8 protein-coding genes and 1 other annotated feature are annotated in these 12308 nt (G+C 38.5%); of the genes, 5 read left to right on the forward strand and 3 right to left on the reverse strand.

Annotation, left to right across the window (positions count from 1 at the left end; all coding sequences use genetic code 11):
* Positions 1 to 362: 362 nt before the first annotated feature.
* Positions 363 to 2177, reverse strand: a complete 1815-nt coding sequence (locus B1NLA3E_RS18025) for a sensor domain-containing diguanylate cyclase (RefSeq protein WP_015595269.1) — start codon at positions 2175 to 2177, stop codon at positions 363 to 365.
* Between the two features lie 413 nt (positions 2178 to 2590).
* Here B1NLA3E_RS18025 and rpsD point away from each other — a divergent pair, with 413 nt between their 5' ends.
* On the forward strand, positions 2591 to 3193 hold the full coding sequence (rpsD, locus tag B1NLA3E_RS18030; RefSeq protein WP_015595270.1) for a 30S ribosomal protein S4: 603 nt from the start codon (positions 2591 to 2593) through the stop codon (positions 3191 to 3193).
* Between the two features lie 52 nt (positions 3194 to 3245).
* Here rpsD and tyrS read toward each other — a convergent pair whose 3' ends face one another.
* A complete protein-coding gene (gene tyrS / locus B1NLA3E_RS18035) occupies positions 3246 to 4508 on the reverse strand; it encodes a tyrosine--tRNA ligase (RefSeq protein WP_015595271.1) in 1263 nt (420 codons plus the stop codon).
* Positions 4509 to 4550: 42 nt separating this feature from the next.
* Positions 4551 to 4772, reverse strand: a binding site (T-box leader).
* Positions 4773 to 4914: 142 nt separating this feature from the next.
* Between tyrS and B1NLA3E_RS18040 the strand changes: the two genes are divergently transcribed.
* Positions 4915 to 7686, forward strand: a complete 2772-nt coding sequence (locus B1NLA3E_RS18040) for a transglycosylase domain-containing protein (protein WP_015595272.1) — start codon at positions 4915 to 4917, stop codon at positions 7684 to 7686.
* A gap of 60 nt (positions 7687 to 7746) precedes the next feature.
* Here the strand turns inward: B1NLA3E_RS18040 and acsA are convergent, their stop codons facing one another.
* The gene (acsA, locus tag B1NLA3E_RS18045; protein ID WP_015595273.1) at positions 7747 to 9465 is read right to left on the reverse strand and encodes an acetate--CoA ligase; all 1719 of its coding nucleotides are present in this window, start codon (positions 9463 to 9465) and stop codon (positions 7747 to 7749) included.
* A 209-nt stretch (positions 9466 to 9674) separates the two neighbouring features.
* Between acsA and B1NLA3E_RS18050 the strand changes: the two genes are divergently transcribed.
* The 3 genes from B1NLA3E_RS18050 to B1NLA3E_RS18060 are packed head-to-tail and all read left to right on the forward strand — an operon-like array spanning position 9675 to position 12150.
* Positions 9675 to 10307 carry a GNAT family N-acetyltransferase gene (locus tag B1NLA3E_RS18050; protein ID WP_015595274.1) on the forward strand — a complete coding sequence of 211 codons (633 nt, stop codon included), beginning with the start codon at positions 9675 to 9677 and terminating at the stop codon, positions 10305 to 10307.
* Between the two features lie 26 nt (positions 10308 to 10333).
* Positions 10334 to 10981 carry an acetoin utilization AcuB family protein gene (locus tag B1NLA3E_RS18055; protein ID WP_015595275.1) on the forward strand — a complete coding sequence of 216 codons (648 nt, stop codon included), beginning with the start codon at positions 10334 to 10336 and terminating at the stop codon, positions 10979 to 10981.
* The gene (locus tag B1NLA3E_RS18060; RefSeq protein WP_015595276.1) at positions 10978 to 12150 is read left to right on the forward strand and encodes an acetoin utilization protein AcuC; all 1173 of its coding nucleotides are present in this window, start codon (positions 10978 to 10980) and stop codon (positions 12148 to 12150) included. Before B1NLA3E_RS18055 ends, B1NLA3E_RS18060 begins: the two co-directional genes overlap by 4 nt.
* Positions 12151 to 12308 lie beyond the last annotated feature (158 nt).

Raw genomic sequence — 12308 nt, forward strand, 5'->3', positions numbered from 1 at the left:
TGTGGAGCAAAACCATTAGGAAATGCTCAAACTTTTTTATAGAACCAAAACTTAAATCTTCTTAAAAAGAATCCATTTTGGTCAATCTTTATTTCAAAGTTACACCTGCCTACTATCCCCATAGTCACGGTCAAAAAACAAGAGGGTGCAAAGATTCCTGCGGGACAGGTTGAAATTCCGCAGGAGCATTAGCTTTGATGTGGCTCACCACCCGCCCCTAAAGTACGCGAAGCAACTGGAGCAGAAATCACCAAGTCCGTTAGCATAGACAAACTCATATAAAAAATCATTGTTCTGACCAAATAAAAAATTGTCGAGAAAATAAACTTTCTCGACAATTTGAGCAGAATGTTTTCTGCTTTTTAAATGGTCATTTCATTTTGGGTGACAACTTTATTTTTCCCTGAGTTCTTTGCCACATATAAAGCTTGATCTGCCCTAACAAATAAATCTTTAACTGTATCCTTTTGCATTTTGTTCCAATTCGAGATTCCACAAGAAACCGTTACAGGAGGGTTGGTATCTTGCTTTACCCGTTCTACAAGCCTTCTCGCAATATCCCGCCCTTTTTCCATCGTTATTCTCGGAAGGTAGATTGCCAATTCCTCTCCTCCCCATCGTGCACCGATATCAGAAGCCCGAATACTTGCACTCATTACATTTGCTACCTGAATAATGACCTCATCGCCCACTTGATGTCCAAAGGTATCATTTACTCCTTTAAAATTATCAATATCAATCAAAATAAATGTACCCTGACCGTCATCCTTCATTGATTGTTGGATTTTTTGATCTAAATAATTTCGAGAATAAAGTTTTGTTAAATAATCAGTGATCACCATTCGCTCAAGTTCTTCTTTTAACGAAGAATTGACAAAGGCTAAGGTCGAATGATGGATAAGCGATTGTAACAATTTATATGATTCAAAGGAGAAATAATAAGGGTTTTCGTGCATAACTAGGATAAAACCTTGCATTACGCCTGTCTGAATCATTGGTACCGCCATGATGGACCGGAATTGTTTATCATTTAATAATTTAAAGTCACCAATAAAAAGGGCATCCTTTTCCATTTGGAGCTGATCATTAAAGTACTGTATGTAAAGTTCTGCCTTTTCTGCTAAGAAGAAGCTAGTGCTACCTTCTAGTATATTTACTTTTTTCTGTTCATCTGAAAATAGAATAAAGCCTACTTCTTGAGCTTCAAAAGAAGTTACTATTTGTTTACACATATAAGTCACAGTATCTGTAATTCGAAGTTTTGAGTTTAATCGGTGGGATACCTCATTAATCAATTGTAGATCTTCAATCAATTGCTTTGATTGTTGATATAATTGCGCATTTTCAAAAGCATTCCCTGCAGTATTAGTAAGTAATGAAATAAATTCGACTTCGTTTTTTGGGAAAATGTTCGTATTTAAAGCTGTAATTTGAAGGACGCCATATACCCCTTGCTTCCCTTTTAAAGGGGCATAAAGAATCGAACAATTTTCAGACAAATGATCCTCTATCTGGACGGTTCCCGTTACATACGATTGCATGGCTGCTAGGTTCTCACTATTATACTTAAGTCCCTCAATAGGTAAACTTTTGCTATGGCTATCCTGAGAAAGTAAAAGAGCAAATGTAAATCCATGGTAAACCTTTTTTAATACTAAAATCATTTCTTCAAGAACTGAGTCCATGTCCATAGACGAATGAAACTTTTCTGTTACACTAAAAAGTAAACGATATTTTTTTTCTTTTAATGCCATTTTAGAAAGTCCATGTACTTTCTTAATAAAAATGCCACATTGTTTGCTAACTTCCACTAATATCTTTGTTGAAATCAATTCTGTATTGTAACCGTTAATAGCTAAATACCCTAAGGAATCCATACCATTACTAACGATATAGCCCTTAGGTAGTGATGATTTATGGAGTGGATAAGACTCTGGATTGAATGGCAATTCTGATAGAAGTGAGGATTCTTCTATCAGAATCCCGTCAACAAGCAATTTTTCCTTCCAATCAGAAAAAAAGAAAAAAAGAACTTCCTGAGCACTAAGTATTTCTTTTATTTCCAAAAGCATTTTTTTAAGGGTATTTTCAAAATGTAAAAATCCATTTTCTTCATCTAAAATATCAAGAAACTGACTCTTTAAATGTGCTAGCACATCTTTTTTTCTCATTTTCATCCTATCACTACCTATTACCGATATTGGTGTTCAGGGAAAATATTTCTAAGAAGAAATTTCTATATTTTTTGCTAATGTGTAAAAATTTTCCGATATATTTATTATTCTATTATACCATATCAATATCCTACTTTTGTCCTATATAAGTAAAAATATTCTTCCTGAAGCAATATCCCCCTTGACTTTCCAATATAAATAATTATATACTATTCTTTGTGTAAAATATCGCAGCCTATATGAACACTTTTTTGTATTCATTTTGTTCCATCGGTTGATATTACAACCAAAATGATGGGGTATTGCGTAACCCTCTGCTGCGAGGGCGAAGATACATGAAAACAAAATGAGCATCATTGTTGCTTCATTAGCGTTTTTATTTTACCAAAATAAAAACACACGAGGAGGAGTCATTCATGGCTCGTTATACTGGCCCAAGCTGGAAATTATCCCGTCGTCTTGGAATTTCTCTAAGCGGAACAGGTAAAGAAATTGAAAAGCGTCCTTACGCTCCAGGACCACATGGTCCAAACCAACGTAAAAAGCTTTCCGAATACGGATTGCAATTACAAGAAAAACAAAAACTTCGTCATATGTATGGTGTGACAGAACGTCAATTCCGTAACTTATTTGACAAAGCCGGCAAAATGCCTGGTAAACATGGTGAAAACTTCATGATTCTTCTTGAAGCTCGCTTAGACAATGTTGTTTACCGTTTAGGTTTAGCTCGTACGCGCCGTCAAGCTCGTCAGCTTGTTAACCACGGTCATATTTTAGTTAATGGATCTCGCGTTGACATTCCATCTTTCCGCGTAGCTGCTGGTCAAGTAATTGGCCTTCGCGAAAAGTCTCGCAACCTTGATATCGTTAAAGAAGCTGTCGAAGTAAGTAATTTCGTTCCTGATTTCTTAACTTTCGATGCTGAAAAATTAGAAGGTACTTTCACTCGCTTACCAGAGCGTTCTGAACTACCTGCTGAAATTAACGAAGCTCTTATCGTTGAGTTCTACTCACGTTAATCTTTATGAAAAGAACCTTCCGAATTTCGGAAGGTTCTTTTATGTTTATAAATCATGAATACTTTATTAATGTGTATTTCTTCTTGCCGCGGCGGATAATCGTAAATTGTTCTTCAATCCGATTGCTTATCGTTAAAACATAAGCTGTATCCGTAATCCGCTCCCCGTTAATAGTAACGGCCCCGTTTGTAATATCCTCACGCGCTTGACGCTTTGACGGAGATATCTTCGCATCGACTAGCAAATCAACTAGGGCAATCTCTTCACCCGTTGCAGTATAGGAAGGGACATCTTTAAAGCCTTGTTTGATTTCAACTGCGGTTAGATTTTTAACATCACCACTAAATAAGGCAGCCGAAATTTTAATTGCTTGGTCTAATGACTCTTGACCGTGAATCATTCGAGTCATTTCTTCAGCCAAAGTCTTTTGTGCCTTGCGAAGATGTGGTTCATCCATCACTGCCTTTGCTAGTTCTTCAATTTCAGCTTGAGGAAGGAAGGTGAAGAATTTTAAATATTTTACGACATCTGCATCAGCTGTATTAATCCAGAATTGATAAAACTCATAAGGCGACGTTTTTTCAGGATCTAGCCAGATAGCACCGCTTTCTGTTTTTCCAAACTTAGTCCCATCTGCTTTTGTCACAAGCGGAATAGTCAGACCGTACGCTTTTGCACCTTCCGGCTGCATTTTACGTATCAATTCTAAGCCAGTCGTAATATTACCCCATTGATCGCTTCCACCAATTTGCATACGACATTCGTGGTTCTCATATAGATGGAAAAAGTCCATTGCCTGCAAAATTGTATACGTAAACTCAGTAAAGGAGATTCCAGTATCCAAACGGGTCGCAATCGTATCTTTTGCTAACATATAATTAATGCCAACATGCTTCCCAAAGTCGCGTAAAAAAGTAACAATATCCATTGACCCAGCCCAATCATAGTTATTGACCATGATCGCGCCGTTAGAGCCTTCAAAATCAAAAATCCTTTCAAGCTGCTTTTGAAGACAACTTACATTGTACTGTACTGTTTCAAGTGTTTGTAATTTGCGTTCTTCCTTCTTACCGCTCGGATCCCCTATTAATCCAGTAGCACCACCGACTAGCACAATTGGACGGTGACCGGACAATTGAAATCGACGCAAAGTTAAAAATGGCAATAAATGTCCAATATGCATACTGTCAGCTGTCGGGTCAACTCCACAATACAAAGAAATACTCTCCTTGTTTAATGTATCAAGAATCCCAACTTCATCTGTTTGCTGATAGATAATCCCTCGCCATGCGAGATCCTTTAATAATTCATTCATAATATTTCCTCCTCCAGAAAAATAAAAAACGCCCCTGCAATATGCAGGGACGCTAAAAAAGCGCGGTACCACCCAAATTAAGAACCAGAAACTCGGTCCTCCACTTAAAAAAATAACGGTTCATCCGTTCGCTGCTACTTATTAATCGTTCACAACGAATGCTCAGGGAGGTAATTCATTCTTCTATTTGTACCGACTCACAGCGACCGCCGGTTTTCTGAAACAGTGATAGAAGCACTACTGGTTTCCCATCAAAGCAAAATATTAATTTTATAAAGCATTTTTACCATATAAGAACCCTAGTTGTCAATTTACCAATGCAAATTACTGAAAAATGACGAACCATGTCATTTTCCTGGTTCCATTATGCTATAATTGATGTGATTTTAGGGGGTTTGATATATTCATGAATGTGAATCAAAATTGGAAAAAGAAACTGAGGTCAGGCTTAAACCTTTTGACAAATAAACAGATAGTAAAAAGAGCTAGAATCACCTATCAAGTTGTTTGGAATCTAGTTTTAATACTTTTTATTATTTCCATTATTGGAGGTACATTTGCCTTAGGAATAGGTGGTGGCTACTTCGCTTCACTTGTAAAGGACGAACCTATTCGTTCCTATGCTAGTATGAAAACACAAATTTATAATTATGAGGAAACATCAGAATTATATTTTGCTAATGACGTTTATTTAGGAAAACTTCGCTCAGATATTGACCGCGAGGAAGTAACGCTTGATCATGTATCAAAATATTTACAGGATGCTGTTGTGGCAACGGAAGATGAATACTTTTATAAGCATAACGGAGTCGTTCCTAAGGCTATTTTCCGGGCATTGTTCCAAGAGGTAACCAACTCCTCTGTCAAAACAGGGGGAAGTACCCTGACCCAGCAACTTATTAAAAACCAGCTTTTAACAAACGAAGTTTCATTTGATAGAAAAGCAAAAGAAATCCTTTTAGCATTACGTTTAGAAAAATTCTTTGATAAAAAGGAAATTCTCGAAGCTTACCTTAATGTTTCCACGTTCGGTCGAAATTCCTCAGGAAGAAATATAGCGGGAGTACAATCAGCTGCTAAAGGAATTTTTGGTGTTGACGCAAGTCAGTTAAGTTTGCCTCAGGCAGCTTTCATTGCTGGTCTTCCCCAGAGTCCTTTCGGATATACACCCTATACAAGAGATAAACAGATCAAGAAAAATTTAGCACCAGGTATTGGTAGAATGAAAACCGTTTTAAAAAGAATGTATGACGGTGGATATATCAATGAGCAGCAATATAACGACGCACTCGTTTATGATATTACGAAAGATTTTATCCCATCAAAAGAAAACCCCCAGGAAAAATATCCTTGGGTAACCGTAGAAATAGAGAAACGTTCTGTAGATATTCTTGCAACCATTCTCGCAAAACAGGACGGCTATGAAGAACAGGATCTAAAAAAAGATAATGCATTATTGGAAGAATATCATGAGTTAGCAGATCGTAATATTCGACAAAATGGCTACAAGATTTATTCAACCATCAATAAAGATATTTATGATGCAATGCAACAGGTAAAAGATAGTTCCAAATATTATGGACCAGATCAGCCACAAGAGAAAACTGACCCTGAAACTGGTGAAAAGATTACAGTAAAGGAACCGGTTGAGGTTGGAGCAATCTTAATTGAAAATAAGACAGGAAAAATTATCAGCTTTGTTGGCGGACGCAATTATGAACAGGAGCAATTAAACCATGCAACCAGTGCTGTTAGGCAAAACGGATCAACCATGAAACCATTGCTCGTTTATGGCCCAGCCTTTGAACTTGGTGTCGCTTCTCCTGGGACGATCCTACCAGATGTGGCTTTACATCTTGACCCAACGAATAAAAATCCTTGGCCACAAAACTATGACCTAAGATATAGCGGCTTAGTATCTGCACGATATGCGTTAACAAAATCATACAACGTCCCAGCCGTGAAACTTTACAAAGATATTATTGCCCAAAGGCCGGCAAAGTATTTAGAGAAAATGGGTTTTACTTCCTTGTTAGAGCAGGATTATACAAATTTATCAACTGCGATCGGTTCTCTTAAAAACGGGGTTACTGTAGAAGAAAACACCAATGCTTTTGGGACATTTGCGAATAATGGGGAATTTATCGATGGTTATATGATTGATAAAATCACTGATCGTGATGGAAAAGTCATTTATCAGCATGAAATTAAACAAACAGACGTGTTCAGTCCTCAGACGGCTTATTTAACGCTAGATATGATGCGTGATGTCGTCAAGAAAGGGACAGCCGCCTCCGTAAATGGACGTCTGAAATTCCAGTCCGATTGGGCGGGAAAAACGGGTACTGGAAATCAATACTGGGATGCTTGGTTTGTGGCGACGAACCCAAATGTCTCATTTGGAATTTGGACAGGATACGATACACCTAAATCTTTAAATACTGGTGGCTTAAATTATAGTTTACGAAACATCTATTTGTGGGCTGACTTAATTAACGCCGCTTATGATATTAATCCAGACCTTATTGATCCAGCGGAGTCTTTCCAAATGCCAGAGGGAATTGTCCAGCGTTCTTACTGCGCAGTATCAGGACTGCTTCCATCCGAAGCATGTTCTCGGGCTGGTTTAGTAGAATCAGACCTTTTTAATGCGAAGTTTGCCCCAACAAAGGTGGATGACAGTCTTATTGAGGGTAAATATGTGCAAATAGGAAATAGCAAGTATTTGGCATTAGATTCTACACCTGATGAATTTTCGCAAAGAGGGGTAATTTTAAATCCCGATTATGTTGCAAAAATCCTTGGTACCTCGAAAGGTGCTGCTAGCCAATTAATCCCTAAGAAGGATCGATGGGCAAATGTGTTAATTCCGCAAGCTAAAATATTGGAAGATGGAAAAACACCTGGACCATTGAGTATATCTCTATCAGGAGCAACCCTTTCTTGGGCAGCACATTCTGATCGAGATATCGTTGGATATAGAGTATACAGACTAACTGGTAGCCACGCGGCAAAGGTTAGTAGTATTAGGTCAGGTAATAGTCTAGCCTTTTCAAGTGGAGACGGCTCTTATTATGTAACTGCAGTCGACATTGCTGGAAAGGAATCTGCCCCATCCAATATAGTCCAAATCGGAGGGACCGTTCCAGGCACCCCCGACCAAAATACTACAAATTAACAAAAAGCTGCCCCTATTCGCTAGAGGCAGCTTTTTCATTATCAAACTATCATTTTTCTATTAATCTTCCATTGTTGAAAGATCACCAGTTGGCAAATCTAGTTCCCATGCTTTCAAAACTCGACGCATGATTTTTCCACTACGAGTCTTCGGAAGTTTATCACGGAACTCAATCTCGCGAGGTGCTGCATGTGCTGCCAAACCTAGCTTGACAAATTGACGAATCTCTTCAATCAATTCATCACTTTCTTCAAACCCTTCCCTTAGGGCAATAAACGCTTTAATGATCTCACCTCTAATAGGGTCTGGTTTTCCGATTACCCCTGCTTCGGCTACTGCTGGATGCTCTATTAACTTACTTTCAACTTCAAACGGACCTACACGCTCACCAGCAGTCATAATAACGTCATCGACGCGACCTTGGAACCAGAAGTATCCATCTTCATCCATGAAAGCAGAGTCTCCTGAAACATACCAGTCTCCAGGCATGAAATATGATTCGTATTTTTCTGGATTTCCCCAAACTGTTTGCATCATGGAAGGCCAACCCCGTTTGATCGCCAGGTTACCCATTCGGTACGGTGGAAGTTCAATTCCTTGGTCATCAACGATGGCAGCTTGTACTCCTGGGATTGGTTTTCCCATTGAACCTGGTTTAAGTTCCATGCAAGGATAGTTACAAATAAGCTGTGAACCTGTTTCCGTCATCCACCATGTATCATGAATTCGTAAATTGAATACCTTCGCACCCCATCTAACAACCTCAGGATTTAACGGCTCCCCAACACTGAGAATATGACGAAGACTGCTCAAATCAAATTTATTGATAACCTCATCCCCAGCACCCATTAGCATTCTAAATGCTGTTGGAGCACTATACCATACAGTAACACCATATTCTTCAATCATGCCATACCATGCATCTGGACTGAATCGACCACCGATGATAACATTTGATGCACCGACTAACCATGGTCCAAATATTCCATAGGAAGTACCTGTTACCCAACCTGGATCAGCTGTGCACCAATAAACATCCTCTTCTTGTAAATCTAGTACCCATTTAGCTGTTTGATAGTGTTGAATCATCGCATTATGAACGTGAAGAACACCCTTTGGTTTTCCAGTTGAACCAGATGTATAATGAAGAATAAGACCGTCTGTACGCTCAACCCACTCGATGTCTAGCTTTCTGCTAGCTTCTGCGAATTTTTTGTTAAAATCAAGAAGAGAATCTGTTTCTTCAATATTATCTCCGATTAAGAAAATATGTTTTAATGAAGGAAGTTCACTTACTGGTACCCGCTTTAATAGTTCAGGTGTTGTTACTAATACCTTAGCTTCACTGTCTTCCAAGCGGTCACGAACTGCCCCTTCCATAAAGGCTTCAAAAAGAGGGCCTACAATCGCACCTAATTTGATCGCACCAAGTACTGTAAAATAAAGTTCAGGCGAACGTGGCATAAAAATGAAAACACGATCTCCCTTTACAACTTCGCCATATGTTTTTAGAACATTTCCTGCTTTATTCGATAAATCCTTCATTTCTTTGAAGGTATATTTTTCTTGACGTGAACCATCGCGATAATATAATGCAACCTTATTTTTGCGGAATGATGTTGCATGGCGATCAATCGCTTCATATGCCATGTTAACAAGGCCTGTTTCAGACCAACTAAATTCCTTTTCGGTATCTTTCCAATCAAACTGCTTGTACATTTCATCATAATTTTCGAGGTTAAAATTCCCCTTTTTGGCTGATAGCGCTTCCAACTTCATCAATCGTATTCCTCCCTTTTTTTCCTTTTAGGATTGTTACTAACATGATTACTATTTTTTCACAATTTTATGAAAATTTAAAGTATTTTTTTGATTTTTTTGAAAATTTATTTTTTTTGACAAAATATTCGCTGAAAGCGCTTTATTCGCGTTTGTTTTATGTATAATAGAGGGAGAAAATGGTTTTGTATATTTTAGGTGGTGACCAAATGGAATATAAGAAGACATATTATGCCAAAGAGTTAAACACTTCAGAAGGAATTGTCGTAGTTGAAGGCCCCGTTTCACCGGAGAAACTAGCAGAATATGAATTTCACCAAGACTTAGTTGCATTTCGCCCTGGACCACAGCAACATAAGGCACTAATAGAAATAGCCCAATTACCTGAAGGAAGAATTATCATCGCCCGACATGACCAAACAATTGTTGGGTATGCTACTTTTCTCTATCCTGACCCACTTGAACGTTGGTCTGAAGGAAAAATGGACGATTTAATTGAACTCGGTGCCATTGAAGTCATTCCGCAATTTCGCAGTTTTGCCGTAGGAAAAAATCTTCTAATCGTTTCGATGATGGATGATGCAATGGAAGACTATATCATTATTACCACCGAATATTACTGGCATTGGGATCTAAGAAGAACTGGATTAAATGTTTGGGAGTATCGGAAAGTAATGGAGAAAATGATGAACGCCGGAGGTCTCGAGTGGTATGCGACCGATGATCCAGAAATTAGCTCCCACCCAGCTAACTGTTTAATGGCTAAAATTGGAAAAAGAATTGGAACAGAATCAATCCAGAAGTTTGATAAGTTAAGATTTATGAATCGATTTATGTATTAATTCATTTTAAAAGGAGGCTTAAAAAAATGATCGTTGAAGAAATTATGCAAACAAATGTTTTAACATTGTCGACCCTAAACACAATTGGCGACGCCGTCCATTTAATGGATCAGAAAAAAATCCGCCATATCCCCATCATAAATGAAGCCCAAAATGTAGTAGGATTAGTTACTGACCGTGATATTCGCGATGCAACTCCTTCCATTTTTTATTCTGAGGAGCATCGCGACGTCCTTGAAAAACAATTGCATACTATAATGAGAACCGATATCATTATCGGTCATCCCCTTGATTTCGTTGAGGAAATCGCTGCCGTATTCTATGAACACCATATTAGCTGTTTACCCATTGTCAAAGAAAAAAAAATTGCCGGTATCATTACTGAAACCGACCTTCTTCGAACACTTGTTGAACTGACTGGTGCACATCAGCCTGGTTCAGTGATTGAGGTCAAAGTACTAAATATGACGGGTGTACTAAGCGATGTTACAGCTACCATTAAGAAACGTCATGCGAGTATTCAAAGTGTACTTGTTTATCCAGATAAAAAGGATGCTAACTATAAAATTTTGGTTATTAGACTTGAAACTATTGATCCAATGAATATCATTGAGGATTTAAAAAAGGCCGGCCATACTGTTCTATGGCCAAATTTACCGGGGATTTCATCATGACCGATTCAGTGTTTGTATTTTCACAAGATCTATTGAAATATAAATTTAATAGTCACCATCCTTTTAATCAAATTAGACTAAAAGTCACACTCGATTTAATTGAAAAACTTGGGGCAATTAACGAAAAGGATATGGTTCCTCCACGAATGGCATCAGATGAGGAGCTACTCCTCATCCACGACCCAAACTATGTAAATGCAGTAAAATTAGCCGGTATCGAAAAACTTTCAGAAAGTATGGCTGAAAACTATGGAATTGGGACGGAAGATACACCTATTTTCCCCAATATGCATGAGGCAAGTGCTTTTTTAGTTGGGGGCACTTTAACTGCTGTCGATTATGTCATGACAGGTCAGGCAAAACATGCCCTTAACCTCGGTGGAGGCCTTCATCACGGTTTCCGCGGTAAGGCATCTGGTTTTTGTATCTATAATGATTGTGCCGTAGCGATAAAATATATCCAGGAGAAATACAACGCAAAGGTGCTATATGTGGACACAGACGCACACCACGGCGATGGGGTGCAATGGTCATTTTACGATGACCCCAATGTATGTACTCTTTCTATTCATGAGACAGGTCGTTACTTATTTCCTGGTACAGGAAATATTAATGAGCGTGGTCAAGGTGAAGGATATGGTTTTAAGTTTAATATCCCCCTAGATGCTTTTACTGAGGATGAATCGTGGTTAGATGCTTATACTTTAGCGTTTAAGGAAATTGCTGAGTATTTCAAACCCGATGTGATCTTAACGCAAAATGGTGCCGATTCTCATTTTTGCGATCCATTAACCCATTTGTCTTCCACGATGAAAACCTATCGAGAAATTCCAAAACTAGCTCATAGGATTGCTCATCAGTATTGTGATGGTAGATGGATTGCAGTGGGTGGTGGTGGTTATGATATTTGGAGAGTTGTCCCTCGTGCTTGGGCGCTAATTTGGTTAGAAATGACTGAAAACTCAAATTGTTTCGGGAATTTACCGACTGACTGGCTTGATACATGGCAATCGGAATCTCCATTTCAACTTCCACGAGAGTGGGATGATCCGATAGATTTATACCCACCTATTCCACGTAGAGCTGAAATTACTGAAAAAAATGCCCAAACTGTGGAAAAAGCCCTGTACCCAATTCGAGCACAAAACCGAAAAGTGGAAACACCTTGACCTGAGCAACAGGTATAAGAAAGGCTCTTTTCTAAAAGATGGTTTTTAAAAATAGGTTTTGTAGAAAGGGAACCCCTTAAAAGAAAGTTGATTGGAGCGGAAGGTGCGAGACTCCTGCGGGAGCAGCGGGACAGGTGAGACCCCACAGGTGCCTAAGC

It is taken from the genome of Bacillus sp. 1NLA3E (genome assembly GCF_000242895.2).
In the GTDB taxonomy this organism is placed as follows: Bacteria; Bacillota; Bacilli; order Bacillales; family Cytobacillaceae; genus Bacillus_BU.

Excerpts from the sequence above, each read along its gene's own strand:
- B1NLA3E_RS18040 (WP_015595272.1), top strand. The coding sequence starts at position 4,915 with ATGAATGTGAATCAAAATTGGAAAAAGAAACTGAGGTCAGGCTTAAAC.
- rpsD (WP_015595270.1), top strand. The coding sequence starts at position 2,591 with ATGGCTCGTTATACTGGCCCAAGCTGGAAATTATCCCGTCGTCTTGGA.
- acsA (WP_015595273.1), bottom strand. The coding sequence starts at position 9,465 with ATGAAGTTGGAAGCGCTATCAGCCAAAAAGGGGAATTTTAACCTCGAA.
- B1NLA3E_RS18055 (WP_015595275.1), top strand. The coding sequence starts at position 10,334 with ATGATCGTTGAAGAAATTATGCAAACAAATGTTTTAACATTGTCGACC.
- B1NLA3E_RS18050 (WP_015595274.1), top strand. The coding sequence starts at position 9,675 with ATGGAATATAAGAAGACATATTATGCCAAAGAGTTAAACACTTCAGAA.
- B1NLA3E_RS18025 (WP_015595269.1), bottom strand. The coding sequence starts at position 2,177 with ATGAAAATGAGAAAAAAAGATGTGCTAGCACATTTAAAGAGTCAGTTT.
- tyrS (WP_015595271.1), bottom strand. The coding sequence starts at position 4,508 with ATGAATGAATTATTAAAGGATCTCGCATGGCGAGGGATTATCTATCAG.
- B1NLA3E_RS18060 (WP_015595276.1), top strand. The coding sequence starts at position 10,978 with ATGACCGATTCAGTGTTTGTATTTTCACAAGATCTATTGAAATATAAA.